The 24,457-nt window shown below is 65.7% G+C and carries 23 protein-coding genes; 12 read left to right on the top strand and 11 right to left on the bottom strand.

Annotation, left to right across the window (positions count from 1 at the left end; translation table 11 throughout):
• Positions 1-104 precede the first annotated feature (104 nt).
• The gene (locus KYG_RS04645; RefSeq protein WP_034693193.1) at positions 105-1,649 is read left to right on the top strand and encodes a YifB family Mg chelatase-like AAA ATPase; all 1,545 of its coding nucleotides are present in this window, start codon (positions 105-107) and stop codon (positions 1,647-1,649) included.
• Between the two features lie 161 nt (positions 1,650-1,810).
• Complete coding sequence (locus KYG_RS04650) at positions 1,811-2,320, top strand: MarR family winged helix-turn-helix transcriptional regulator (RefSeq protein ID WP_034693164.1); 510 nt, start codon at positions 1,811-1,813, stop codon at positions 2,318-2,320.
• Here the strand turns inward: KYG_RS04650 and KYG_RS04655 are convergent, their stop codons facing one another.
• Positions 2,321-3,244, bottom strand: coding sequence for a 4-hydroxyphenyl-beta-ketoacyl-CoA hydrolase (locus KYG_RS04655; RefSeq protein ID WP_008903681.1), 924 nt, complete (start codon positions 3,242-3,244; stop codon positions 2,321-2,323). It abuts the gene before it with no gap.
• Between the two features lie 160 nt (positions 3,245-3,404).
• On the opposite strand from KYG_RS04655, the gene KYG_RS04660 reads away from it, so the two are divergent.
• The 6 genes from KYG_RS04660 (at position 3,405) to KYG_RS25455 (ending at position 10,487) form a co-directional block, all read left to right on the top strand.
• Positions 3,405-4,190: a crotonase/enoyl-CoA hydratase family protein gene (locus KYG_RS04660; protein WP_008903682.1), complete on the top strand. Its 786-nt coding sequence runs from the start codon at positions 3,405-3,407 to the stop codon at positions 4,188-4,190.
• Positions 4,191-4,343: 153 nt separating this feature from the next.
• Positions 4,344-6,239, top strand: coding sequence for a feruloyl-CoA synthase (locus KYG_RS04665; protein WP_008903683.1), 1,896 nt, complete (start codon positions 4,344-4,346; stop codon positions 6,237-6,239).
• A gap of 22 nt (positions 6,240-6,261) precedes the next feature.
• A complete protein-coding gene (locus KYG_RS04670) occupies positions 6,262-7,047 on the top strand; it encodes an SDR family NAD(P)-dependent oxidoreductase (protein ID WP_008903684.1) in 786 nt (261 codons plus the stop codon).
• A 208-nt stretch (positions 7,048-7,255) separates the two neighbouring features.
• Positions 7,256-8,248 carry a tripartite tricarboxylate transporter substrate-binding protein gene (locus tag KYG_RS04675; RefSeq protein WP_008903685.1) on the top strand — a complete coding sequence of 331 codons (993 nt, stop codon included), beginning with the start codon at positions 7,256-7,258 and terminating at the stop codon, positions 8,246-8,248.
• A gap of 282 nt (positions 8,249-8,530) precedes the next feature.
• Entirely contained in the window at positions 8,531-10,234 is a 1,704-nt protein-coding gene (locus KYG_RS04680; protein WP_008903686.1) for an acyl-CoA dehydrogenase family protein, read from the top strand.
• 148 nt (positions 10,235-10,382) lie between these two features.
• Entirely contained in the window at positions 10,383-10,487 is a 105-nt protein-coding gene (locus tag KYG_RS25455) for a tannase/feruloyl esterase family alpha/beta hydrolase (protein ID WP_008903687.1), read from the top strand.
• A gap of 175 nt (positions 10,488-10,662) precedes the next feature.
• Here the strand turns inward: KYG_RS25455 and KYG_RS24815 are convergent, their stop codons facing one another.
• The 5 genes from KYG_RS24815 to pobA all read right to left on the bottom strand — a co-directional run bounded on the left by KYG_RS24815 (position 10,663) and on the right by pobA (position 14,844).
• The gene (locus tag KYG_RS24815; RefSeq protein WP_008903688.1) at positions 10,663-10,824 is read right to left on the bottom strand and encodes a hypothetical protein; all 162 of its coding nucleotides are present in this window, start codon (positions 10,822-10,824) and stop codon (positions 10,663-10,665) included.
• A gap of 239 nt (positions 10,825-11,063) precedes the next feature.
• Positions 11,064-12,380, bottom strand: coding sequence for a HipA domain-containing protein (locus KYG_RS04685; RefSeq protein WP_008903689.1), 1,317 nt, complete (start codon positions 12,378-12,380; stop codon positions 11,064-11,066).
• Positions 12,377-12,736, bottom strand: coding sequence for a helix-turn-helix domain-containing protein (locus KYG_RS23595; protein WP_008903690.1), 360 nt, complete (start codon positions 12,734-12,736; stop codon positions 12,377-12,379). Before KYG_RS23595 ends, KYG_RS04685 begins: the two co-directional genes overlap by 4 nt.
• A gap of 118 nt (positions 12,737-12,854) precedes the next feature.
• Positions 12,855-13,145 carry a hypothetical protein gene (locus tag KYG_RS04695; protein ID WP_008903691.1) on the bottom strand — a complete coding sequence of 97 codons (291 nt, stop codon included), beginning with the start codon at positions 13,143-13,145 and terminating at the stop codon, positions 12,855-12,857.
• 526 nt (positions 13,146-13,671) lie between these two features.
• Entirely contained in the window at positions 13,672-14,844 is a 1,173-nt protein-coding gene (pobA, locus tag KYG_RS04700) for a 4-hydroxybenzoate 3-monooxygenase (RefSeq protein WP_008903692.1), read from the bottom strand.
• Between the two features lie 100 nt (positions 14,845-14,944).
• Between pobA and KYG_RS04705 the strand changes: the two genes are divergently transcribed.
• The 3 genes from KYG_RS04705 to KYG_RS04715 all read left to right on the top strand — a co-directional run bounded on the left by KYG_RS04705 (position 14,945) and on the right by KYG_RS04715 (position 16,773).
• A complete protein-coding gene (locus KYG_RS04705; protein WP_008903693.1) occupies positions 14,945-15,826 on the top strand; it encodes a helix-turn-helix domain-containing protein in 882 nt (293 codons plus the stop codon).
• 93 nt (positions 15,827-15,919) lie between these two features.
• The gene (locus tag KYG_RS04710; protein ID WP_008903694.1) at positions 15,920-16,297 is read left to right on the top strand and encodes a VOC family protein; all 378 of its coding nucleotides are present in this window, start codon (positions 15,920-15,922) and stop codon (positions 16,295-16,297) included.
• A 14-nt stretch (positions 16,298-16,311) separates the two neighbouring features.
• Positions 16,312-16,773, top strand: coding sequence for a VOC family protein (locus KYG_RS04715; protein WP_008903695.1), 462 nt, complete (start codon positions 16,312-16,314; stop codon positions 16,771-16,773).
• Positions 16,774-17,514: 741 nt separating this feature from the next.
• Here KYG_RS04715 and KYG_RS04725 read toward each other — a convergent pair.
• From KYG_RS04725 to KYG_RS04740, 4 genes are all read right to left on the bottom strand, one after another.
• Complete coding sequence (locus KYG_RS04725) at positions 17,515-18,264, bottom strand: ABC transporter ATP-binding protein (RefSeq protein ID WP_008903698.1); 750 nt, start codon at positions 18,262-18,264, stop codon at positions 17,515-17,517.
• Between the two features lie 2 nt (positions 18,265-18,266).
• A complete protein-coding gene (locus tag KYG_RS04730) occupies positions 18,267-19,052 on the bottom strand; it encodes an ABC transporter ATP-binding protein (protein ID WP_008903699.1) in 786 nt (261 codons plus the stop codon).
• Positions 19,049-20,956: an ABC transporter permease gene (locus KYG_RS04735; RefSeq protein ID WP_008903700.1), complete on the bottom strand. Its 1,908-nt coding sequence runs from the start codon at positions 20,954-20,956 to the stop codon at positions 19,049-19,051. Before KYG_RS04735 ends, KYG_RS04730 begins: the two co-directional genes overlap by 4 nt.
• Positions 20,957-21,088: 132 nt before the next feature.
• Positions 21,089-22,297, bottom strand: coding sequence for an ABC transporter substrate-binding protein (locus KYG_RS04740; RefSeq protein ID WP_008903701.1), 1,209 nt, complete (start codon positions 22,295-22,297; stop codon positions 21,089-21,091).
• 243 nt (positions 22,298-22,540) lie between these two features.
• On the opposite strand from KYG_RS04740, the gene KYG_RS04745 reads away from it, so the two are divergent.
• The gene (locus KYG_RS04745) at positions 22,541-23,317 is read left to right on the top strand and encodes a ferredoxin--NADP reductase (protein WP_008903702.1); all 777 of its coding nucleotides are present in this window, start codon (positions 22,541-22,543) and stop codon (positions 23,315-23,317) included.
• A gap of 54 nt (positions 23,318-23,371) precedes the next feature.
• Here KYG_RS04745 and KYG_RS04750 read toward each other — a convergent pair whose 3' ends face one another.
• Positions 23,372-24,298, bottom strand: a complete 927-nt coding sequence (locus KYG_RS04750) for a YihY/virulence factor BrkB family protein (RefSeq protein ID WP_008903703.1) — start codon at positions 24,296-24,298, stop codon at positions 23,372-23,374.
• Between the last annotated feature and the right edge of the window lie 159 nt (positions 24,299-24,457).

Below are 24,457 nucleotides of genomic sequence, written 5' to 3' on the forward strand. Positions count from 1 at the left end.
CAGTGGCGGTGCGCGCCCGGTTCTGCCGCACCTTGCTGGTGCGCCTGGCCGGCACGCGGTGTCAAAAAACCATAAAACGCACCCATCTGGGGAGAAACCGCTTCATGAGTCTTGCTTTGGTGCAAAGCCGCGCCCTTCTGGGGCTGCAGGCGCCTTCCGTCACCGTGGAAGTGCATCTGGCCAATGGTCTGCCGAGCTTCACGCTCGTCGGCCTGGCCGAGGTGGAGGTGAAAGAGGCGCGCGAGCGCGTGCGCTCTGCGCTGCAGAACGCAGGGCTGGAGTTCCCGCACAACAAGCGCATTACCGTCAACCTCGCCCCCGCAGATTTGCCCAAGGATTCCGGCCGGTTTGACCTGCCCATAGCGCTGGGCATCCTGGCCGCCAGCGGGCAGGTGGACGGGGCGCGGCTGGCGGGCTACGAGTTTGCGGGCGAGCTGTCGCTGTCGGGCGAGCTGCGCCCCGTGCGCGGCGCACTGGCCACCAGCCTGGCGCTGCAGACGCAGCAGATCACCGCGCAGCTGGTGCTGCCCCCGGGCAGCGCCGAAGAGGCCGCACTGGTGCCCGCAGCGCAGGTGGTGCGGGCGCGGCACCTGCTGGACGTGGTGCGCGCCTTCCTGCCGCCGGGCAGCGTGGCGGCGGGCGATGCCGATGTGGCCAACGACGGCTGGACACGCCTGCAGGCCACCCCCATGGCCACCAGCACCGCAGGGCCGGACATGGCCGACGTAAAGGGGCAGTCCAGCGCCAAACGCGCGCTGGAGATCGCAGCCGCGGGCGGCCACAGCGTGCTGATGGCCGGGCCGCCAGGCTCGGGCAAGTCGATGCTGGCGCTGCGATTTGCCGGCCTGCTGCCCGCCATGACCGTGGACGAGGCGCTGGAGAGCGCCGCCATTGCCAGCCTGGCCGGGCGCTTTCATACCGACCGATGGGGGCAGCGGCCCACGGCAGCACCGCACCACACGGCGAGTGCGGTGGCGCTGGTGGGGGGCGGCTCGCCCCCGCGGCCGGGCGAAATATCGCTGGCGCACAACGGTGTCCTGTTTCTCGACGAAATGCCCGAATTCCCGCGCGCTGCGCTGGAAGCGCTGCGCGAGCCGCTGGAGACCGGCCACATCACCATCTCCCGGGCGGCGCAGCGTGCGGACTTCCCAGCCCGGTTCCAGATGATTGCGGCGATGAACCCGTGCCCGTGTGGCTACCTGGGCTCCACCCAGCGCGCCTGCCGCTGCACGCCCGATCAGATCCACCGCTACCAGTCCAAGCTCAGCGGGCCGCTGCTGGACCGCATTGACCTGCATGTGGAGGTGCCTGCCGTGCCCGCCGACCAGCTGGTGCAGGCCCCCGCCGGCGAGGCCACCGGGGCCATCCGCGAGCGCGTGGCACGCGCACGGGCGGTGGCGCTGGCACGCCAGGGCACCACCAACCAGGCGCTGCAGGGGCAGGCCATCGACACCCACCTGCTGCTGGATGACGCGGCCGCCAAGTTCCTCAACACCGCCGCCGCGCGCCTGGGCTGGTCGGCACGCAGCACGCACCGCGCGCTGAAGGTGGCACGCACCATTGCCGACCTGGCGGGCGCCACCACCACGCAGGTGAGCCATGTGGCCGAGGCCGTGCAATACCGCCGGGTGCTGCGCAGCCCCGTGTGATTCGAGGGCAACCACCAATATCAAATTGATAGCTACTAGCGCATACTGGTAAAGCGCTGGAGGCCGATTTCTTTCAAATTTTTTATCCAACCCCTGGCGCCACGCCCTTTGTCGGCCTGCCCTGCACCGTGCCGTTGAGCCCATCCCGTCACAATTGCCCCATGCCCAGCGTTCGCTCCCGCCCGAAAACCGTGCCGTCCACGGCCCCTGCTGAAACCCTGATGCCTGCCACCGCCGAGTCGGTGGACCGGGTGGACACCACCTTCTTGCGCACGCTGGTGGGCTACAACACGCGCCGCGCGGCGCTCGCCATCATCGAAGTGTTCATGGATCGCATGGCGGTGTACGACCTCAAGGTGGTGGATTTCTCGGTGCTGTCGCTGGTGGCGCACAACCCGGGCATCACCTCGCGCCAGCTGTGCGCCACGCTCAATGTGCTGCCGCCCAACATGGTGGGGCTGATCGCCGCGCTGGAGCGGCGGGGCCTGATCGAGCGCCGCCCGCACCCGAGCGACGGCCGTGCCATGGGCGTGCACCTCACCTCCGAAGGCACCGACCTGACGGCGCAAGCCGAAGCGACCGCGGCCCAGCTGGAGCAGGACGCCAGCGGACGCCTCACCGCCACCGAGCGCAAGACGCTGATTCGCCTGCTGCAGAAGATCTACGACTGATCAGGCAGGGGTTTGCGGCATGGAAGCCGGCGCGGTCGCGGCCACGGCGGCTCCCAGAGGCTTGTCCAGCCCCAGCAACCGCACCGCGTTGCCCTTCAGGATGCCCGGCATCACCTCGGGCTTGAAGCCCGCTTCCTGGAAGTCCTTCATCCAGCGCTCGGGCGTGATCAGCGGGTAATCGCTACCGAACAGCACGCGGTCCTTCAGCAGAGTGTTGGCGTACTGCACCAGCTGCTTGGGGAAATATTTGGGGCTCCAGCCCGACAGGTCGATCCACACATTGGGCTTGTGCGTGGCCACGCTCAAAGCCTCGTCCTGCCACGGGAAGCTCGGGTGCGCCATCACGATCTGCATGTCGGGGAAGTCAATCGCCACATCGTCCAGGTGCATGGGATTGGAGTATTCCAACCGCAGGCCACCGCCGCAGCGCATGCCGCTGCCGATGCCGCTGTGCCCGGTGTGGAAGATGGCGGGCATGCCGTATTCGGCAATCACCTCGTAGATGGGCCACGCCATCTTGTCGTAGGGGTGGTAGGCCTGCACCGTGGGGTGGAACTTGAAGCCCTTGATGCCGAACTCCTCGATCAGGCGGCGGGCCTCGCGCGCGCCCATCTTGCCCTTGTGGGGGTCGATGCTGGCGAAGGCCGTCATCATGTCGCTGTTGGCCTTGGCCGCTTCGGCGATCTCTTCGTTGGGAATGCGGCGGCGGCCCATCTTGGACTCCGCGTCCACGGTGAACATCACCAGGCCAATTTTCTGCTCGCGGTAGTACGCCACCGTTTCGGCAATGGTGGGGCGGCGGCCGTTCTTGAAGTACTTGTCGGCGGCGCGGTCGTATTCCTCGCCGTAGTTGTCGAACGGGTTCCAGCAGCTCACTTCGGCGTGGGTGTGGATGTCGATCGCAATCAGGTTTGCGTGGTCCATGCGTGTCTCCTGGGTTGGCACCCTGTTTTGTTGGTCCATGCCGCCAGCATGCGCCACGGGACGTGACGCAGATCAAGGGTAAACACCAATGAAAAACGGGCTTGGCTTGCTTGAATTGGTTATGAACTATAACCACAATTCAACCAACACGAAAGCCTCTATGACCCATCCAGACATCCATTTCGAACTCACCGGCGACCAGCAGGAAGTGGCCGTGATCCGCCTGACCCGTGCGGCCAAGCGCAACGCGCTGAACGACGGCCTGATCCTCGCGCTGCGCGACCTGTTCGAGAAAATGCCCAGCACCGTGCGCGCCGCTGTCATCGATGGCGACGGCCCCCATTTCTGCGCAGGGCTCGACCTGTCGGAGCTGAAAGAACGCGACGCCGGCCAGGGCCTGCACCACTCGCGCATGTGGCATGCCGCGCTGGAGCGTGTGCAGTACGGCCCCGTGCCGGTGATTGCCGCGCTGCACGGCGCCGTGGTGGGCGGCGGGCTGGAGCTGGCCAGTGCCTGTCACATCCGCGTGGCCGACGAATCCACCTTCTACGCGCTGCCCGAGGGCTCGCGTGGCATCTTTGTGGGCGGTGGTGGTGCGGTGCGCATCCCCAAGCTGATTGGCGCCGCGCGCATGACGGACATGATGCTCACCGGCCGCGTCTACAACGCACAAGACGGTGAAAAGGTCGGCTTTGCGCAATACCTGGTGCCCGAAGGCAAGGCGTTCGAGAAGGCCCTGGAGCTGGCCGTGCGCGTGGCGCAGAACGCGCCACTGACCAACTACGCACTGATGCACGCCCTGCCCCGCATTGCCGAGCAGCCCGCCGACCAGGGCTTCTTCACCGAAGCCATGATGGCCGCCATTGCGCAGAGTGCGCCCGAGGCCAAGGCGCGCCTGGCCGATTTCCTCGAAGGCCGCGCCGCCAAGGTCCGCAAGCAGGACTGACGCCGTGCGTTTGCAACCCCAACCCGTTCACGCTGAGCCTGCCCTAGCGCGGTACCAAGCTTCGACAAGCTCAGCCCGAACGGCCTGTAGGGATTCGACGCGGGTCCATACGAACCGCCTGCAGCCCTCTGCCCCAACCACCCCGGATTCCCCATGAGCGCACTGCCCCACACGCCCCCTTCGTCCACCCTGCCCCGCTACCGCCCGGTGACCTTCGGCGTCACCCGCGTCAGCCTGCGCGACGGCGCAGCGGGCGTGCGCTACCTGCAGGCCGACCTGCCCCTGGGCGCCTACGCACGGCGTGTGACCGACTACCTGGTGCACTGGGCCGAGGCCACGCCGGACCGCAGCTTTCTGGCGCGGCGCGAGCAGCTCGGTGGCGGCGAGACCGGTGACTGGCAGCACGTGACCTACGCCCAGGCGCTCGACGCCGCGCGCAGCATTGGCCAGGCGCTGCTGGACCGCGGCCTGAGCGCAGAGCGCCCGGTGGTGGTGCTGAGCGAGAACACTGTCGAACACGCGCTGCTGGCGCTGGGCTGCGTGTACGCCGGGGTACCTTACTGCCCCGTGTCGCCCGCCTACGCCACCGTGAGCCAGGACTACGACAAGCTGCGCCACGTCATCGACACGCTCACGCCCGGCCTGGTGTTTGCGGCCGACGGCGCGCGCTACGGCCGCGCCATCGCCGCCACGGTGGCCGCCGATGTGGAAGTGATCCTGGCCCAGGGCGCCATCGCGGGCCGCACCACCGGCACGTTCAGCAGCCTCAAGGCCACCGCCCCCACCCCGGCGGTGGACGCAGCCATGCACGCCACCGGCCCCGGCACCATCGTGAAGTTCCTGTTCACCAGCGGCTCCACCAAGATGCCCAAGCCGGTCATCAACACCCAGCGCATGTGGTGTGCCAACCTGCAGCAGATCACGCTGTCGCTGCCGGTGCTGGCCGAGGCCCCGCCCGTGCTGGTGGACTGGCTGCCGTGGAACCACACCTTCGGCAGCAACCACAACTTCGGCCTCACGCTGATGCATGGCGGCACGCTGTACATCGACGACGGCAAGCCCACGGCGGCATTGATCGGCGAAACGCTGCGCAACCTGCGCGAGATCGCGCCCACCGTGTACTTCAACGTGCCCACCGGCTTTGAAATGATTGCCGAGGCCATGAAGACCGACGCCGCGCTGCGCAGCAACCTGCTGTCGCGCGTGCGCCTGTTCTTCTACTCGGGCGCCGGCCTGGCCCAGCCCGTGTGGGACAGCCTGCACGCCACGCAAGAGGCCGCCATTGGCGAGCGCATCGTGATGTGCACGGGCCTGGGCATGACGGAATCCGCCCCCTCGGCCATGTTCTGCAACAGCCCCGACGTGCGCTCCGGCCACATCGGCGCGCCCGTGCCCGGCATGGTGCTCAAGCTGGTGGAGGTGGATGGCAAGACCGAGGTGCGCTACCGCGGCCCCAACGTCACGCCCGGCTACTGGCGCTCCGACGCCGCCACGCGCGATGCGTTTGACGACGAAGGCTACCTGTGCACCGGCGACGCCGTGAAGTGGATCGACGAGAACAACATCCACCGGGGCCTGGCGTTTGACGGCCGCATTGCCGAGGACTTCAAGCTCTCCACCGGCACCTTCGTGAGCGTGGGCCCGATGCGCGCCAAGATCATCGTGGCGGGCGCGCCCTACATCCAGGACGTGGTGCTGACCGGCCTGAACATGAAGGAAGTGGGCGCCCTGCTGTTCCCCTCCCCCGCCTGCCGCGCCGTGGCGGAGGCTGCAGGCCTCGGCCCCGACGCGCCCTTGGCCGACGTGGTGGCCCACCCCGCCGTGCGCCAGCGCATCGAGGCCGTGCTGGACGGATTGGCCCGCGAGTCCACCGGCAGCGCCAGTCGTGTGGCACGTGCGCTGCTGATGGCCGAGCCGCCCTCCATCGACAAGGGCGAGATCACCGACAAGGGCTCCGTCAACCAGCGCGCCGTGCTCAAGCACCGCGATGCACTGGTGCAGGCCCTGCACGACGACACCGCCCCCCACATCCTCAAACCCGGCGCCTGAGCGCCACCACCAGGATTCCACCATGCAGATTCAAGGACAAGCCGCCCTCGTGACGGGTGGCGCATCGGGCCTCGGCGAGGCCACCGCACGCGAACTGGCCCGCCGGGGCGCCAAGGTGGCCGTGCTCGACCGCAATGCCGAGCTGGCCGAAAAGGTCGCCGCCGAGATTGGCAAAGAGTTTGGCAACGGCTGCGCCGTGGCCTGCGCCTGCGACATCACCGATGCGGCCAGCGTCACCGCTGCGCTGGAGAAAGCCGCAGCCGCCCACGGCCCCGCGCGCATCCTGATGAACGTGGCCGGCATCGGCAGCGCCAAGCGCGTGGTGCAGCGCGACGGCAGCGCTGCGCCGCTGGAAGACTTTGTGCGCGTGGTCAACATCAACCTCATCGGCAGCTACAACGTGAGCCGTTTGTTTGCCGCTGCGTGCGCCAAGCTGCCCGTGCTGGACAACGGCGAGCGCGGCGTGATGATGTTCACTGCCTCCGTCGCCGCGTTTGACGGCCAGGTGGGCCAGCAGGCCTACAGCGCATCCAAAGCGGGCCTGGCCGGCATGACGCTGCCCATGGCGCGCGACCTGGCGCAGCACGCCATCCGCGTGTGCACCGTGGCACCCGGCCTGTTTGCCACACCGCTGATGAAAGAGCTGCCCGAAGCCGTGCAGCAGTCGCTGGCGGCCAGCATCCCTTTTCCGCCGCGCCTGGGCAAGCCCGAAGAGTTTGCCGAGCTGGCCTGCCACATCGTCACCAACGGGCACTTGAACGGCGAAGTCATCCGCCTGGACGGCGCCCTGCGCATGGCGCCGAGATGAAGCACCCCCTGAGTCGCTACGCGCCTTCCCCCTCTCCTTCGGGAGGGGGACGCCACCGGTGGCCTGGCAAAGCCAGTTCCACGGTGGCACTGGCGGGAGGCGCGCCAGTGTCAACGGTCAGCGCGCAGCGAAATGAAGGACGCGATGGTGTGAGCCAAACACTGCGTTGAATATCGAAAACTCACCAAGCACTACACCAGGAGACAACATGACAACCACCCGACGCCACTTTGTACAAACCCTCGGCTCGGCCGCGGCCCTCGGGGCGTTCTATCCCCTGACCACATTTGCTCAGGCACTGGACCAGGTCAAGATCATGTATGGCTTTCCCGCCGGCAGCGCAGGCGACAGCGTGGCGCGCCGCGTGGCCGAAAAGCTGGGCGGAACGGCCTACAGCAAGAACCCCGGCTTTGTGGAGAACAAGCCCGGCGCCGGCGGCCGCATTGCGGTGGAAACGCTGAAGAACTCCCCGGCCGATGGCTCGGTGCTGACGCTGGCCCCCGTGTCGGCCATGGCGGTGTACCCCCACATCTACCCCAAGCTCAGCTACAAGCCGGAGGAAGTCACGCCAGTTTCCATCGGCGCGATCATGCACCACGGCCTGGCGGTGGGGCCTGCCGTGCCCGCTGAAGTGAAAACGCTGGCGGACTTCCTGAAGTGGGCCAAGGCCAACCCCGACAAGGCCATGTACGGCACGCCCGGCGCGGGCACCATGCCCCACCTGCTGGGCGCGCTACTGGGCATCCGCGCCAATGTGGAACTCAAGCACGTGCCCTACCGCGGCACTGTGCCCAGCATCACCGACCTGGTGGGCGGCCAGATCGCTGCCGCCATGAACCCCAGTGGTGATTACCTGCAGTACATGAAGACCGGCCGCGTGCGCGTGCTGGCCACGTCGGGAAAAAAGCGTTCGCCCTACCTGCCCGACGTGCCCACCTTCACCGAACTGGGCTTCCCCGATGTGACCTCCGAGGAATGGTTTGGCTTCTACGCCCCGGCCAAGACCCCGGCCGCCACACTGGCCAGCGCCAACGCAGCCATCACGGCCGCCCTCAAGGACAAGGCCGTGATCGACTCGATCGGCGTTGTCGGGCTTGTGGCCCACGGCAGCACCCCGCAGGAAATGCTGGCCGACCAGAAGGCCGAGTTCGAGCGCTGGGGCCCGCTGGTCAAGCAGATCGGGTTCACCTCGGAAAGCTGAGGGTCACCCCCCTGAGGCGCTACGCGCCTTCACCCCCTCTCTCACGCTGGCGCGTGGGAGGGGGACGCCGCCAGCGCGGCAGGGCGGCCCTTGCGCGGCGGCCCTCGCCTTGGGGCGCGCCGGTATCCACGGACACAGGCGTGGCAGCGCTTTTAACGCGAACCCCATCACCCGTTCGGGCCGAAGGCGAGCGGCCCGCCGACTCAGTTCAAGAACTCAAGCAAAAACAGCCTCCAGCGCTTATCCAGAAAGCGTCAGCAGCTATCAAAACAAGAGTAATTCATGCCCGCACGCCAGTCCCTCGCCGACATCCAGTTCTTGCTGAACAACGTGCTGCAGGCCCCCGCGCAGTGGCAGGCGCTGGCGCCGTTTGCCGACACCGATGCCGACCTGGCCGCCCAGGTGCTGGCCGAAGCCGCCAGGTTTGTGGACACCGCCGTGGCCCCGCTGCAGCGCACGGGCGACGAGGTGGGCTGCCGGTTTGACGCAGGGCAGGTGCACACGCCGCCGGGTTTTCGCGAGGCCTACCAGGCCTTCTGGCAAGGCGGCTGGCCCGCGCTGGCCTGCGCGCTGGAGGACGGCGGCCAGGGCCTGCCCACGGTGCTGGAATGCGTGCTGTACGAATGGCTGGCCGGGGCCAACCACGGCTGGACCATGGCGCCCGGCCTGCTACACGGCGCGTACGAATGCATCAAGCACCACGCCAGCGATGCGCTGAAGGCGCAGTACCTGGAGAAGGTCGCCACCGGCGAGTGGCTGGCCACCATGTGCCTGACCGAAGCCCACGCGGGCAGCGACCTGGGGCTGGTGCGCACACGCGGCGTGCCCCAGCCCGACGGCAGCGCGCGGGTGAACGGCAGCAAGATTTTTATCTCCGGCGGTGAGCACGACCTGACGGACAACATCGTCCACCTGGTGCTGGCGCGCCTGCCCGATGCACCGGCGGGGCCCAAGGGCCTGTCGCTGTTCCTGGTGCCCAAGATTCTTCAGGATGGCACCCGCAATGCTGTCGTTTGCGAGCGCATCGAAGAAAAGATGGGCCTGCACGGCAGCCCCACCTGCGTGATGCGCTTTGACGACGCCACCGGCTGGCTGGTGGGTGAGGCGAACAAGGGCCTGGCCGCCATGTTCGTGATGATGAACGCCGCACGCCTGCACGTGGGCTTGCAAGGCATCGGCCTGCTGGAGGCCGCGTGGCAAAAAGCCAGTGCCTACGCCGCAGAGCGCCGCCAGATGCGCGCCCCCGGCGCCAAGGACACCAGCCTCATTCAAGACCACCCCGCCATCCGCCGCATCCTGCACACGCAGCGCGCCTGGATCGACGGCGGGCGCGTGCTGGCTTACCACACGGCCCTGCAACTGGACGTGGCCAAGCACCACCCCGACGCTGCCGAGCGCGCTGCCGCGCAACGCTGGTGCGCGCTTGTCACGCCCGTGCTCAAGGCCGCGCTCACCGACCAGGGTTTTCACGGCGCCAGCGCCTGCCTGCAGGTGTTTGGCGGCCACGGCTACGTGCGCGAATGGGGCATCGAACAGATCGTGCGCGATGCGCGCGTGGCCATGATCTACGAGGGCACGAACGAGATCCAGGCCATCGACCTGCTGGTGCGCAAGGCGCTGGCCGATGGGGGCCAGGGCCTGGCGGCGCTGCTGGCTGCACTGCCCGGCGCAGCCCCCAGCGCCGCTGCCAGCGCGCGCCGCCATGCGCTGGTCGAGATCACACAGACCCTGGCGATCGCCGCCCAGTCCGACCCCGAACTGCCCTACTGGGTGGCCGACGACTACCTGCGCGCCGTGGCACTGGTGCTCCTGGAATGGGCCTGGGGCCAGATCGGCGCCGCCCACCGCACCGCGCCCAACACTGCGCGCGACCGCTGGAGCGCGCCAGCCCAGGCCTTTGCACAGTGGGTGCTGCCCGAATTCGACCTGCGCACCAGCATCCTGCGCCACGCGATTGCACAGGCACTTGAATTCCGAACCAAATAGGCCGCTAGCGCTTGATGTATCAGCGCGATCAGCTATCTATTCAATAGCAATCATTGCACCCTGTGCACCCACAGCCCGGCAAGCAGGCCAGCTGGCCCACCACACCATCAACGTCGGTGCGTTTGCGCGCCTGTTCCTGGTGCCCGGCATGAACCGCTGTTCCGGCGGCCCCGCCACCGACCAGTTCGACATGCTGGCCCCGCTGGTGGCTTGGGTGGAACAATGCAAGGTGTCCAACGGCGTAACGGCGTAACGGCGAAGGCTCGCAGCGCGAGGGCCAAGGTGGTCAACAGCAAGCTGCCCGCCAGCTAATCCGCCAACCGCTCCAGGCCGCTGTGCTGTCGCCGCTTTGATAGCAGGCCACCATAGCGCGATACAGGTAGGTAGAAGTCTGATGGTCCGCAGGCTGTCGCAGGAAATCCAGCCACCTACTCCGATGCGCCCGGTGTGCGTTCAGCCAGCACTGGCGATCTGCTGGCTTCTTCTTTCGCCTTCTTCCCCTGGTCGTAGTGCCACTTGATGGCGAAGAACATGCCGGTGCCGAACACGGCCGCCTTGAACACAATGAAGACTATCGGGACCCAATCCATCTTTGAGATTTTCCTGGCTGTTGGTTGGCACTATCGCGGGTGAAGTGCGCGGCCTCAAAACGCTGCGTCGGCAGCTTCATCGTGTTCAAGCCATCGTCGAATCTCACATCGACACATTGGGCAAATGATCTGAAAACTTGGCGCTATGCTATCGGGCCTGCCGTGCGGGCGTAAGCATCAGTTCTGCCTAAATTTTCCGTAGCAGATGGAGTTCGCTGTGCAGAGCGACTGCCTGCCGATCAGCGCACCAAGGCGAGCATGTCCTTGATGACCACATGCCGAATGGCCCTCAGCAGGTGCGCTTCAGCGCCTCGCGTGGCCGCCGGGGCTTGCCCCATTTGCGGCGAGTTGTCGTGTTCGGCCTCCATGGCCTGGATGACGCTGTCAGCGGCCTGGGCGAGCTTGCCCGCCATGGTATTGATCTCCCGCTCAGCGGTTTTCTTGCCGAGCTTCAGGGCGACGCCTGTTTCGATCAGCCTGGGGCGGGTCACGCCGCTGAAGAAATGGGCCCCCACGATGGGCATGGCCAGCTTTTCGTCAGGCCACACAGCCTGCTCATTGGCCATGGATTTGGTGTGGTACACGGCAGTGCACAGCAGGTCGTAGAAGGGCGCAACGCGCGTGCCCTCGTCGTCGATCAAGAACGAGATGTTTTTGAGGTGGCAGTCGGAGTTGCCAACGAGCGTGTTGAACATGATCCAGCGAAACACGTCCAGGCGCGCAGCGGCCCTGTTGCGGCACAGTTCAATCAGCTGCAGCAGCTTGTCGAAGGTAGCGCTACGGTACTTGGCGTAAGCCATTTCGTTGAGGGACTGACAGCCATCAAGCGCGTGAACACGCTGTATCTCCCCGCCTGATGTCGTCTTACGGTCGAAGCGCTCAATGATGTAAACCGGCTCCGGGACATACAGGCGCGATACCTTCGGCACCTTGAGCCCCAAGGCACCTGCCAGGTGCATCGTAAAAAGCTCATTCACCACGGAATGGGGGAATCCATCGGCGGTGGAGTTGGGCTTGAGGATGTGGGTGGATGGGCTGCCTTTCAGGGGCTCCATCAGCTGGCCGGTGCCCGGGTCAAAAACCACCACCATCTTGTGCTGAGCCCCGGCCAGCGACATGCGCTTGGGGGCCTGGTGGGTGAGGGACGCCCTTGGCAAGTTGCGGATGCGTGCAGACAACGCCTCTCGGGTCAGCTCTACAGCCCCCTGGGGCGCATCGGGGGCTCCCGGCGGCTGCAGCACCAGGGCGCCTGCCGACTCCGACCCCAGCCGCTCCAGCAAGCCAAATGCGTCGGCTGCCTCAACACCCTCTTCTTTGCCGATGACCTCGCGCAGCCGTTCCTCGGGCAACAGGTTGTCGAAAAACCATTGGACAGGCCGCACCGTGGCGCCGTCCAGCAAAACCTCGGGGCCGAGGGGCAGCGCCGGAGACAGCGCGAAGGGCTTGGGCTGCTGCAGCCAGCTTTCAGCGTATTGAAATCCCCACACGTTGTTCTGGTCAAACAGCGAGCCAATCAGCTGACCGTTGATCTGGACTTGCAACTGTCGCTGGCTCATGGGTTGCCGTCCTCTTCTTCGCTCTTACGCTTGATTGCGGCACGCATCAGTTCCTGCGACTGCTGAGCCTGTTGTTCAAAGGCGGTCTTCTTGGCGGCGAGTCGTACGGCGTCGCTTTGCAATCTCTCAAAGGCTTCGTCCGGGATCTCCAGTTCCATGCGGATCCCCAGCTCGGCCAGCACCTGCAGCGCGCGGCCCATCTGCGCCGTCTCTTTGCCGTGCTCCAGGTCGCGCAAGTAAACGTGGCTGACACCCACGCTGCCCGCCACGTCGTCTTGGCGCACACCACCGGCCTTGCGCACAGCGCGCACCACCTGGCCAAAGGCCGCAACGCTTTGAATGGGGATTCTTTTCATAAATCGAAGCTTTGATTTCGATTTTATGCCGCAGATGGAGTGAATACAAGAAAACGAAATGATCGTTGATATTTTTACCAAATTTCCAGTTACGACTCAAAAATCGAAACATAAGTTTCTATTGCCGCCGGGGCTTGACATCTTCCGCTCGGGCGCAATTCACTACCCCAGGATCCGAATGTGCACACGCGGGCACAGGCTTATCCGCCTGGGCCACCCGGTCAGAAAGTTGTAGCGGTTGAGACTTGAAGCTCAATCCGTGAAACAGTGACAGTGAGAACTCCGTCTCCCGCCCCAGAAGCTGGGCCGTCGTCACCATGACGAATCCGATGAGCAAAGACACGAGGAACCCCTTCGACAAGGCCTTTGCGATGCGGAGCAGGGTACGGATGAATGGCTTGAAGTTCATGGCTGCAGTCTCTTGTCACGACTTGCGCAGAGCAAACCCTACTGGGGGGCTTTTTAGCTGCGAGGTCTGTCCCAGAGCATTGCGCCGAACGTCAAAAAGTCTTCGCCCTATACCGGTTTGGGATGAGTGGCGTGCTGGGAGCCGCCCATGGGTTTTGACAACATGCCCGAAGACGACTAGGTGTCACGATGCGCATCGCACTGGATGTTCGTGACCGAAGCAATGGTGCTGACAGTCCTCATTCGTTTACAGGCACCGCATGTCCGCGACCAGCCTCAAGCAGCCAAGCAGGTTCGTCGAATTGCGGTACACAACCCCCGCCATAACGAATGGACTCATGCAATCCTGTTCGATGGGCCTATGGTGCGCTGAGTACACAAAGTGCTCGCAGGAGCGATACCGGCAAATAGAAAGGCTTGCAAGGGTGAATCCCCTGCAAGCCTTTGATTTTTCGATGCGTTTCTACCAGGCACTTAACAGCGCCATCACCCCAGCAGGCGACACACCCATGCGCGCCACCGGAGTGTCAAAACGGCAACCCCACATAGTTCTCTGCCAGCGACCCCAGCGCCTTCTCGGACGAGAACAGGTACGCCAGGTCCGTGTCCTGCAGCTTCTGGTCGTACGCGATGGAATCCGGGAAGGTGTGCAGCATGGTCGTCATCCACCACGAGAAGCGCTGGGCCTTCCACACGCGGGCCAGGGCCTTTTCGGAGTATCTGTCGAGGCCGGTGCTGTCACCATTTTGGTAGTGGGCCAGCATGGCGTGGTACAGGTAGTAGATGTCGGATGCGGCGCTGTTCAAGCCCCGTGCGCCGGTGGGCGGCACGATGTGGGCGGCGTCGCCCGCCAGGAACAGGTTGCCATAGCGCATGGGCTCGGCCACAAAGGAGCGCAGGGGGGCGATGGACTTTTCGATGGATGCACCCGTAATCAGCTTGTCGGCCACCTCGGCGGGCAGGCGGCGCGTGAGCTCGGCCCAGAAGGCTTCGTCGGACCAGTCTTCCACCGTGTCGGTCAGCGGCACCTGGATGTAGTAGCGGCTCAGCACTTGCGAGCGCAGCGAGCACAGCGCAAAGCCGCGTTTGTGCTTGGCGTAGATCAGCTCGGGCGAGACGGGCTTGGTCCGCGAGAGTACGCCCAGCCAGCCGAAGGGGTAGACCTTTTCGTATTCCTTGAGCACGTCGCGCGGGATGGACTTGCGGCTCACGCCGTGGAAGCCGTCGGCGCCGATGACGAAGTCGCAGTCGATGCGCACCACCTCGTCGCCACTGCGGTAGGTCACATACGGGTTGGCGCTTTTGAGGTCGTGCGGCTGCACGTCTTCGGCGTTGTGGATGACGATGCCCTTCATGCGGTCGCGCGCTTCGTACAGGTCGCGCGTCAGCTCGGTCTGGCCGTAGACCACCACCGAGCTGCCGCCGCTGTACTTGTGCAAATCGACCCGGTCCATCTTGCCGTCGTGGGCGATGATGAAGCCGTCGTGGATCTCGCCTTCGCGGTCCATGCGCTCGCCGCAATGGGCCTCGCGCATGAGCGCAGCAAAGCCGTGCTCCAGCACGCCGGCACGGATGCGGCCCAGCACGTATTCACGGCTTTGGCGCTCCAGCACGATGGTTTCAATGCCCTTGAGGTGCAAGAGCTGCGAGAGCATGAGGCCCGAGGGGCCTCCGCCGATGATGCAAACCTGGGTTTTCATGGATGTCTCCGGGGGATGGTGGTTCATGACATTGATCAAAACAGCCCCGCAAAGATACGTGGCACAGTCGCCGGCTTGAATGGACGGATGGAGCCAGAACATGCACTTTTCGAACATCGACGGCATTCGCTCGTACAGCCTGTTTGGCGAGTCGCAGCACCTGCCCGATGTGCTGCACTGCGAGACGATTGCCGAGCGATCGGCGCTGCACGACTGGGAGCTGGCGCCGCACCGGCACACGCGGCTGCACCAGGTGCTGCTGATCACCGCGGGCGGCGGTGTTGCGCATCTGGATGGCGAGCGGCATGTGCTGCGCCCCGGCATGCTCATCAACGTACCGCAGGGGCATGTGCATGCGTTCCGCTTTACGCAGCACACCGAGGGCTGGGTGGCCACGCTGGCCGATGAATTGATGGACGAGATTTTTGTGCGCGTGGGCGATGTGCGGCGCGACCTGGCGCGGCCTGCCGTGGCGCCTGCGCCGCCGGAGCTGCACCAGGCTATGGCCCAGGTCTGGCAGGAGTTCTCGGGCCGGGCCAAGGCGCGTGCGCTGGTGCTGCGCGGCCTGAGCGCCACGCTGCTGGGCTGGGTGGCGCGCGCGATGGAAGACCACAGCCCGGGCGACGCGGCAGCGCCAGAGTCCAGCCTGGTGCAGCGGCTGGAGGCGCTGATCGAGGCGCATTTTCTGGAGCACTGGCAGGTGGCGGACTACGCGCGGGCGCTGGCCGTGTCGCCCACGCACCTGAGCCGCGTGGCGCGTGCAACCACGGGCGTGTCGGCCCAGCGGCTGATTGAGGCGCGGCTGATGCGGGAGGCGCGGCGCAACCTGGCTTACACGCACCTTGGCGTGGCCACCATTGCCTACACGCTGGGCTATGCCGACCCGGCGTACTTCACCCGCGCATTCACCCGCGATGCAGGCTTGTCGCCCCGCAGCTTTCGCGCGCAGGTTGCGGCATCGAGCCCGGGCCGCAGCACGTGAGCCCCGTGACACGCTGCTGACACTGCGCTGTCAGCAGGCCGCCGCGACCATCAAGGCTTCTTTTTTGACTTGGCACACATAAGGAGCCTTCGCATGAAAAACGCCATCACCTGGTTTGAAATCCCCACCACCCAACTCGACCGCGCCCAGGCCTTTTACGAGGCCGTGCTGGGCCAACCCATGCGCCGCGAGAACATGGGGCCCAGCGAAGGTGCCGTGTTTCCCTACGACGGCGCTGCAGACGGCGTGGGCGGCGCGTTGATGATGGGCCCGACGGCACCGCAGGTATCGGGCAGCGGCACACTGGTGTACCTGGACGCATCGCCCTCACTCGACGCCGCACTGGAGCGTGTGGTGGCGCACGGAGGCCGTGTGGCCTTGCCCCGCCAGGCGCTGCCGCCGGGCATGGGGTTTTATGCGCACATCCACGATCTGGATGGCAACCGCGTGGGTCTGCACGCACTTTCTTGAAGAAGGGACAAGGCATGGAAACACAGGAACTGCACCGGGGCCGCCTGATTGACCACATACAGCTCGTGGTGCGCGATCTGGCGGCCAGCCAGGCGTTTTACACAGCCGCGCTGGGGGCGCTGAAGGTGCCGATGGGTGGCGCCGACGAGGGCTATTTCTGGGCGGACGAGCTGTTTGTGTCGTCCGCCGACAGCCTTGCCGCGCAAGGCCAGCTGACGGGCCGCACGCACCTGGCCTTTCAGGCGCAGGACCGGGCGATGGTGGACGCCTTCTACCAGGCCGCGCTGGCCCACGGCGGCACTGATAACGGCGCGCCCGGCGAGCGAAGAGCCTGTTCAAAGTCTTTTTGGAGTCGCACAAGTACCTTGCCGGGATGGAATGCAAGGCGCGGTGCGCCGCCGATAGCCCGTGCTATCGGCAAGCGCCGCAACGCCACAGACCGCCCGGCAAGGCACTTGCCCGAAGGGTTGGAGTGAAATCGGGCGATTGGACGCCCCGGCTGCTTGCATGGGCACGAGCCCATACAGCGCACCCGAAGCATCCTCTCATCCCGATTGCACTCCAATGCGATCTCCAAAAAAACTTTGAACAGGCTCTTGCCACCCCGGCTACTACGCGGCGTTTGTGCTGGACCCGGATGGGAACAACATCGAGGCCGTGTACCACGGCGAGGCGCAGCGCAGCGCCCCGTCGGTGAAGATCACGTTCTGACGGGCCGGCAAGGCGGCCGCAACGCCGCCGCCAAGCGCCTCAGCACACCGCCATGAGGGAATCGACCACCCTGCGTTGGGCTGCGCTCAGCGCGGCATAGCCCTCGCGCAGCAGGCGCAGCACGATCAAATGGATATCCGTTTCGCTCTGGGACATGGTGTTCTCCTTGCGGGATGGCTGGGGCCAGGCTTTGGCTGCAAGGCCGCAGCGCGCGGGCCTCGTCCCCCGTGGAAAAAGCCCCCTGCCACTGTGCCGACGTGGCGCGGGTGCAATGCGGTGATGTGCGGGGCAATGGTGGTGCTTTTTGGGGGCGCTGCTTTGGCGCGGTGTTCTGGTGCGTGCCGCCTCTGACCGCAGGTGCCTGTGCAGCGTGCTGAACACACACTGCACGCCGCAACTCCTGTTTTGATAGCTGCTAGCGCATACCCATCAAGCGCTAGACGCCAAAAACACCATAAATTCCTCAGGGCATCAGCCCCGCATGCACAGGCAAAGAGCGTTTCACGTCAGACGCTGAGGTAGGCCCTGCGTATCTCTTCATTGGCCGACAGCTCGACCATGCTGGCCTGGTAGCGGATCTGGCCCCGCTCCAGCACATAGGCGCGGTCGGACACCAGCTCGGCAAAGTGCATGTTCTGCTCAGAGAGCAGGATGCTCACGCCCTGCTCCTTGAGCTCCAGGATCATCTGCGCCATCTGCTCCACGATCACCGGGGCCACGCCTTCGGAGGGCTCGTCGAGCAGCACCAGAAACGGGTTACCCATGAGCGTGCGGGCCACGGTGAGCATCTGCTGCTCGCCGCCACTCATGCGGCCACCGGGGCGCTCCCGCATCTCGCCCAGGTTGGGGAAGAGCTTGAACAGGCGCTCGGGCGTCCACACCGGGGCGGCCGTGCCGTCGGGCCAGGTGCGGGCAGGCTGGCGGCCCACCTCCAGGTTCTCCATCACCGTGAGGTCGGTGAACACGCGGCGGTCTTCGGGCACAAAGCCCAGGCCCAGGCGCGCGGCGTCGTGCGGGTCGGTTCTGGAAAGGTCTTTGCCCATGAACTGGATGCTGCCCTTGCGCTTGGACAGCAGGCCCATCAGCGTCTTGAGCGTGGTGGATTTGCCTGCGCCGTTGCGGCCCATCAGGGCCACGACCTCGCCGCGGCGCACGTCGAGATGAACGTCAAACAGGATTTGCGCCGCGCCATACCAGGCCTGCAGCGCTTTGGCCTGCAGCAGCAAGGGTTGGGGTTCGTTGGTTGTCGTCGTCATGCTCATGCGGCCTGTGGGGCAGCGGCTGCCGTTTTCTTCTCGAAGGTCTTGCCGGTGCCGAAGTACACCTCCTGCACCTTGGGGTGGTCACGCAGCTCCAGCGGCTTGCCCTCGGCAATCAGCCGCCCGCGCGCCAGCACGATCATGCGGTCGGCATAGGCAAACACCACGTCCATGCTGTGTTCGGTAAACAGCACGGCCATGTTGCGGTCGATCACCAGCTGCTTGGTCAGCGCCATGAGCTCGTGGCGCTCCTGGGGCGCCATGCCGGCGGTGGGCTCGTCCATGAGCAGCAGCTTAGGGCTGTTGGCCATGGCGATGGCCAGCTCCACGCGCTTCACATCGCCATAGGCCAGCACGCTGCAGGGGCGGTCGGCCTGCGACTTCATACCCACCTGGTCGAGCAGCGCCAGGGCTTCGTCGCGCTTGTGGTCTGCCGCCTTGCGCCACATCGCAAACAGGCGGTTGTCGTGGGAGATCAGCGCCATCTGCACGTTCTCCACCACCGTGAGCGATGCAAAGGTTTCGGCGATCTGAAATGTGCGGCCCACGCCCATGCGCCAGATGTCGCGCGGTTTGCGGCCCACCAGCTCCTGGCCATTGAGCTGGATGGAGCCTGCATCGGCAGGCAGCTGGCCGTTGACCATGTTGAAGGTGGTGGACTTGCCCGCGCCGTTGGGGCCGATCAGCGCCAGCAGCTCGCCGGCAGCCAGCTCGAAGTGGATGCCATCCACCGCCTTGACGCCGCCAAAGGATTTGCCCAGGCCAGAGACTTTGAGCAGGCTCATGCCTTGCCCTCCTTCATGTTGTTCGCTGCGCGCCGGTTGTCAAAGAGCTGCTGGATGCCGCCTGCAATGCCCTGCGGGAACAGCAGCACAAGGATCAGGATGATGGCGCCCAGCATGGCGCGCCAGTAGTCGGTGTTGCGTGCCACGGTGTCGTGCAGCCAGGTGAAGGTGACGGCGCCCACCACAGGGCCTGCCAGCGTCTGGATGCCGCCCAGCAGCACCATGACGAGGCCATCGACCGAACGGCTCACGTGCAGTGTCTCGGGCGAGATGCTGCCTTTGGAGAACGCGAACAGCGCGCCACCCAGGCCCGCAAACAGCCCGGCAATCACGAAAGCCGTCCACTGCATGCGCTTGACGTCAATGCCGATCGCATCGGCGCGCAGCACCGAGTCCCGCCCTGCCCGCAGCGCATAACCAAACGGCGAGAACAATACGCGGCGCAACAACAGCACACCGCCCACCACCAGGGCCAGCGTGAGGTAGTAGTAGTTGCGCTTGTCTGACAGCCAATCGGCGGGCCACACGCCCGTGAGGCCGTTGCTGCCGCCCGTAAAGCCGTCCCACTGGTAGCAGATGGCCCAGGTGATCTGGGCAAACGCCAGCGTCAGCATGGCCAGGTAGACGCCCGACAGGCGTACGCAGAACCAGCCATAGAGCAGCGCGCCCGCCGCCGCCGCCAGCGGCGCCAGCACCAGCGCCAGCTCCATGGGGATGTCGGCCGAGCGCACCAGCAGCGCTGCGGCATAGGCGCCCAGGCCAAAGTAGGCCGCATGGCCGAACGAATGCATGCCCGCCGGGCCCATGATGAAGTGCAGGCTGGCCGCAAACAGCGCGGCAATCAGCAGGTCGATCAACAGCACCGTGAGGTAGGGCGAGCCCGTCGTCAGCAACGGCAGCACCACCAGCACCGCTACCAACGCCGCGCCACCCAGCTTGAACCAGCGCTCGGGCTGGCGCAGGGGAGCCTCGGGCAGGCCGGTGTTGCGGCTCACGCTCTGCGGCTTGCCCATGAGGCCCCAGGGGCGCCAGACCAGGACCACGGCCATCACCAGAAACTCCACCACCAGCGTGAGCTTGGAGAACGACACGCTGAACCCGAAGATGTCCACCACGCCCAGCCAGATGCAGATGGCCTTGATTTCGGCGATCAACAGGGCCGCGACATAGGCGCCCGGAATGGAGCCCATGCCGCCCACCACGACCACCACAAACGCGGCGCCGATGGTGTTGAGGTCCATCTCCAGCGTGGCGGGCTCGCGCGGCAGCTGCAACGCACCGCCCAGGCCCGCCAGCAGCGCGCCCAGCGCAAACACCGCCGTGAACAGCCAGGCCTGGTTCACGCCCAGCGCGCTGACCATCTCGCGGTCTTGCGTGGCGGCGCGCACCAGTGTGCCCCAGCGCGTGCGGGTGAGCAGCAGCCACAACAGGCCCAGCACCACCGGGCCCACCACGATGAGGAACAGGTCATACGAGGGAAACTGGCGGCCCAGGATGCTGACCGAGCCCGACAGCCCCGGTGCGCGCGGGCCCAGCAGTTCTTCCGGCCCCCAGAACCACAGCGCTGCGTCCTTGATGACCAGCACCAGCGCAAACGTGGCCAGCAGCTGGAACAGCTCGGGCGCCTTGTAGATGCGGCGCAGCAGCACCACCTCCACCACTGCCCCCAGCGCGCCCACGGCCACGGCCGAAAGCAGCAGCGCGGGCCAGAAGCCCAAGCCCGTGCCCAGTTGGGCCACCAGCGAATAGGCCACATAGATGCCCACCATGAAGAACGAGCCATGGGCAAAATTCACGATGCGCGTCACCCCGAAGATCAGCGACAACCCGGCCCCCACCAGGAACAGCGAGGAGGCCCCCGCCAGACCGTTGAGCAGCTGAACGACAAAACCCGAAAAACCCATCTCAGTCTCCGCGGCGCAACCTGCGCACCGCCCATAGCCCATGAAACCGGCGCGGCCACAGCGAGGGCTGCGTCCCCCTTCCCGCACGCAGCGCGAGAGAAGGGGGAAGACGCGAAGCGTCTCAGGCGGATGTCACTCGGCCGCGCGCATTTTTTTGACTTCGTCGTTCGACGGCTGGACCTTCGCGCCATCGATGTAGCGGAAATTCACCATCACGCCCTTGCCACCTTCGTTTCTGGTACGGCCCACATAACCGCCCATGGTGGACTGGTTGTCTTCGGGCCGGTACACGATGGGGCCAAACGGCGTGGACACCTGCAGGCCCTTGAACGCGGCCACCAGCTTTTCGGTGTCGGTGGAGCCCGCCTTCTTCATGCCTTCGGCCAGCGACTTGATGGCGCTGTACCCCACGACGGAGCCCAGGCGCGGGTAGTCCTTGAACCTGGCCTGGTAGGCGGTGTGGAAGGTCTTGTGCTCGGGCGTCTGGATGCCATACCAAGGGTACCCGGTAACAATCCAGCCGTTGGGCGCTTCGTCCTTGAGCGGGTCCATGTATTCGGGCTCTCCGGTCAGCAGGCTGACCACCTCACGGCCCTGGAACAGGCCACGCGTGTTGCCCTCGCGCACGAATTTGGACAGGTCGGCACCGAACAGCACGTTGAAGATCGCGTCGGGCCTGGCGTCGGCCAGGGCCTGCACCACGCTGCCGGAATCGACCTTGCCCAGGGGCGGCGCCTGCTCGGTCACAAATTCCACATCGGGCTGGGCCGCCTTGAGCAGCTGCTTGAACGTGGCCACGGCCGACTGGCCGTATTCGTAGTTGGGGTACACCAGCGCCCAGCGCTTCTTCTTGAGTGCCACGGCCTCGGGCACCACCATCGACACCTGCATGTAGGTGGAGGGGCGCAGGCGGTAGGTGTAGCGGTTGCCGTTTTGCCAGACGATCTTGTCGGTCAGCGGCTCGCTGGCGAGGAAGAAAAATTTCTTCTGGCGGGCAAAGTCCGTGAGCGCCAGCCCGATGTGCGACAGGAACGACCCCGTGAGCACATCGACCTTTTCGCGCGACACCAGCTCTTCGGCGGCGCGCACGGCGTCGCCCGGGTTGGCGTTGTCGTCGCGGATGACGAGCCGGACCTTCTTGCCCAGCAGCCCGCCCGAGGCATTGATTTCCTCCACCGCCAGCTCCATGCCTTTCTTGTAGGGCTCCAGAAAGGCTGGCTGCGCCTTGTAGCTGTTGATTTCGCCGATCTTGATCACGCCCTGGGCGTGCACTGGCACAAGAAAAGCCAGCATCGTGGCTGCAGTGGCGGACTGCAGCAGGCGGGGTCGTCGCAGCATCATGCGCAAGCTCCAGAAAAGAGGGTTGACGCGATGGTAGGGCACACCGGGGCGGCCCGCAGGATTTGTGCAAGGCGGCCTGCAATCGCCAAATAACGGCAGGTTATGGAAGATGCGGAACAATACGGGGTTGCGCCGTCCACCGGCGGCCATCCCCCTTGCCTTGCGCCCGCACGCGCAGCGCCCGGGCGCGGCTGCCCCTGCCAGCCCTTTTCCATTGTTCATTTTTTGCCCGATCCAAGCACCATGAGCGCCTTTCTCGATGAACGCGTCCTGACTGTCCACCACTGGACGGACCGCCTTTTTTCCTTCACCACCACGCGCGACACCGCGCTGCGCTTCTCCAACGGGCATTTCACGATGATCGGCCTGCGCGGCGAGAACGGCAAACCCCTGCTGCGCGCCTATAGCATCGTGAGCCCCAACTACGAGGAGCACCTGGAGTTCCTCTCCATCAAGGTGCCCGATGGCCCGCTGACCTCGCGCCTGCAGCACATCCAGGTGGGCGACACCATTGTGGTGGGCAAGAAGCCCACCGGCACCCTGCTGATCGATTACCTGCTGCCAGCCAAGCGCCTGTACATGCTGTCCACCGGCACGGGCTTGGCCCCGTTCCTGAGCGTGATCCGCGATCCCGAGACCTATGAGCGGTTTGAAGAGGTGGTGCTGGTGCATGGCGTGCGCGAAGTGAAGGAACTGGCGTACCACGACTACATCACGCAGGAACTGCCAAAGCACGAGTTCCTGGGCGAGATGGTCACCAAGCAGCTCAAGTACTACCCGACCGTGACGCGCGAGCCCTTCAAGCACCAGGGGCGTGTCACCACGATCATCGAGAACGGCCAGCTGGCCCGCGACCTGGGCCTGCCCGCGCTCAACCCGGCCGAAGACCGCGTGATGATCTGCGGCAGCCCCGAGATGCTGCGCGACCTCAAGCACATGATGGAAGAGCGCGGTTTCAAGGAAGGCAACACCACGAAGCCGGGCGACTTCGTGATTGAACGCGCTTTTGCCGAGCAGTGATCTCCCGGCGGCACCGCCGTCGCCTGCATACAGCGGTGTCAACGGGCTTGGCCGCTATGGAGCCACCGGCGGGCGCTGCCGCACCGTGGCCGGTGCGCCCAGCTCCTGAAAGGCCCGTGCACAGCTGGCAGAAAACAGCAGCACGGCCGACGAGAAGTAGATCCACATCAGCAGCACCACCAGCGAGCCCGCCGCGCCATAGGCCGATACCACGGCCGCTGTAGACAGGTACCAGGCCAACAGCTGCTTGCCCACGGTGAACAGCGTGGCGCCCACCACGGCGCCGGCCATGATGCAGCGCGAGGGTGGCTTGGCACCGACGCCAATGCGCATGAGGCCCACAAACAGTGCCACGGCAAAGCCGAAGGCCACCACTTCGTTGACCAGCTGCATGACGGGTGCCAGGGGCGCCATCGACAGGCGCGTTCCCGCCCAGCCCGCCAGCAGGTTGATCAGGGTGGACATCGCCAGCGACACCATCAGCAAAAAACCCAGCGCCAGCACATAGCCCAGCCCGCGCAGGCGCAGCGATGCCATGCGCCACCAGGCGGCCCGCTGGGGTGGTGGCTCATCGCCCCGCCACAGCTGCGCCAGCGCCGACTGCAGTTCCACAAACACCCCGGTGGCGCCCGACACCAGCACCACAAAACCCACCACCGAGGCCAGTCGCCCTTCGGCGGGCGCCTGCGCACTGGCCATGGCCTGGCGCACCACGTCGGCCACCTGCTGGCCCATGACGGCCTGCACCTGGGCAATGAGGTTGCTTTCGAGGTAGCTGCGGTCCATCCACCAGCCCATCACCCCCACCAAAAGCAGCAGCAGGGGCGCCAGACTGAGCATGCCGTAGAACGACATGGCAGCACTCATGCGCAGCCCGTCGGCATCCAGCCAGAGCGTGGTGGCGCGCCAGAAGGGCTGCAGCAGCTTCCACACGGGTTGCACAAGCTGCACGGCGCGTTTTTTCAACGAGTGTTCGGACATGCGCACAGACTACGGTGCGGGTGCTGCCGCGTCCACCCTCCATCCGCTGCAATGCGGGTAGGCGTGCTCCCACAGGCGCATGGCCCGTCTTTCCGTTGCCGGCGCCTGTTGCGCCTGTTGCGCCTGTTGCGCCTGTTGCGCCTGTTGCGCCTGTTGCAC

It is taken from the genome of Acidovorax sp. NO-1 (genome assembly GCF_000238595.1).
Taxonomy (GTDB): Bacteria; Pseudomonadota; Gammaproteobacteria; order Burkholderiales; family Burkholderiaceae_C; genus Acidovorax.

What these genes read in the sequence shown, in the direction of transcription:
- KYG_RS04645 (WP_034693193.1), top strand. Translation starts at nt 105, where the DNA reads ATGAGTCTTGCTTTGGTGCAAAGCCGCGCCCTTCTGGGGCTGCAGGCG.
- KYG_RS04650 (WP_034693164.1), top strand. Translation starts at nt 1,811, where the DNA reads ATGCCCAGCGTTCGCTCCCGCCCGAAAACCGTGCCGTCCACGGCCCCT.
- KYG_RS04655 (WP_008903681.1), bottom strand. Translation starts at nt 3,244, where the DNA reads ATGGACCACGCAAACCTGATTGCGATCGACATCCACACCCACGCCGAA.
- KYG_RS04660 (WP_008903682.1), top strand. Translation starts at nt 3,405, where the DNA reads ATGACCCATCCAGACATCCATTTCGAACTCACCGGCGACCAGCAGGAA.
- KYG_RS04665 (WP_008903683.1), top strand. Translation starts at nt 4,344, where the DNA reads ATGAGCGCACTGCCCCACACGCCCCCTTCGTCCACCCTGCCCCGCTAC.
- KYG_RS04670 (WP_008903684.1), top strand. Translation starts at nt 6,262, where the DNA reads ATGCAGATTCAAGGACAAGCCGCCCTCGTGACGGGTGGCGCATCGGGC.
- KYG_RS04675 (WP_008903685.1), top strand. Translation starts at nt 7,256, where the DNA reads ATGACAACCACCCGACGCCACTTTGTACAAACCCTCGGCTCGGCCGCG.
- KYG_RS04680 (WP_008903686.1), top strand. Translation starts at nt 8,531, where the DNA reads ATGCCCGCACGCCAGTCCCTCGCCGACATCCAGTTCTTGCTGAACAAC.
- KYG_RS25455 (WP_008903687.1), top strand. Translation starts at nt 10,383, where the DNA reads ATGAACCGCTGTTCCGGCGGCCCCGCCACCGACCAGTTCGACATGCTG.
- KYG_RS24815 (WP_008903688.1), bottom strand. Translation starts at nt 10,824, where the DNA reads ATGGATTGGGTCCCGATAGTCTTCATTGTGTTCAAGGCGGCCGTGTTC.
- KYG_RS04685 (WP_008903689.1), bottom strand. Translation starts at nt 12,380, where the DNA reads ATGAGCCAGCGACAGTTGCAAGTCCAGATCAACGGTCAGCTGATTGGC.
- KYG_RS23595 (WP_008903690.1), bottom strand. Translation starts at nt 12,736, where the DNA reads ATGAAAAGAATCCCCATTCAAAGCGTTGCGGCCTTTGGCCAGGTGGTG.
- KYG_RS04695 (WP_008903691.1), bottom strand. Translation starts at nt 13,145, where the DNA reads ATGAACTTCAAGCCATTCATCCGTACCCTGCTCCGCATCGCAAAGGCC.
- pobA (WP_008903692.1), bottom strand. Translation starts at nt 14,844, where the DNA reads ATGAAAACCCAGGTTTGCATCATCGGCGGAGGCCCCTCGGGCCTCATG.
- KYG_RS04705 (WP_008903693.1), top strand. Translation starts at nt 14,945, where the DNA reads ATGCACTTTTCGAACATCGACGGCATTCGCTCGTACAGCCTGTTTGGC.
- KYG_RS04710 (WP_008903694.1), top strand. Translation starts at nt 15,920, where the DNA reads ATGAAAAACGCCATCACCTGGTTTGAAATCCCCACCACCCAACTCGAC.
- KYG_RS04715 (WP_008903695.1), top strand. Translation starts at nt 16,312, where the DNA reads ATGGAAACACAGGAACTGCACCGGGGCCGCCTGATTGACCACATACAG.
- KYG_RS04725 (WP_008903698.1), bottom strand. Translation starts at nt 18,264, where the DNA reads ATGACGACGACAACCAACGAACCCCAACCCTTGCTGCTGCAGGCCAAA.
- KYG_RS04730 (WP_008903699.1), bottom strand. Translation starts at nt 19,052, where the DNA reads ATGAGCCTGCTCAAAGTCTCTGGCCTGGGCAAATCCTTTGGCGGCGTC.
- KYG_RS04735 (WP_008903700.1), bottom strand. Translation starts at nt 20,956, where the DNA reads ATGGGTTTTTCGGGTTTTGTCGTTCAGCTGCTCAACGGTCTGGCGGGG.
- KYG_RS04740 (WP_008903701.1), bottom strand. Translation starts at nt 22,297, where the DNA reads ATGATGCTGCGACGACCCCGCCTGCTGCAGTCCGCCACTGCAGCCACG.
- KYG_RS04745 (WP_008903702.1), top strand. Translation starts at nt 22,541, where the DNA reads ATGAGCGCCTTTCTCGATGAACGCGTCCTGACTGTCCACCACTGGACG.
- KYG_RS04750 (WP_008903703.1), bottom strand. Translation starts at nt 24,298, where the DNA reads ATGTCCGAACACTCGTTGAAAAAACGCGCCGTGCAGCTTGTGCAACCC.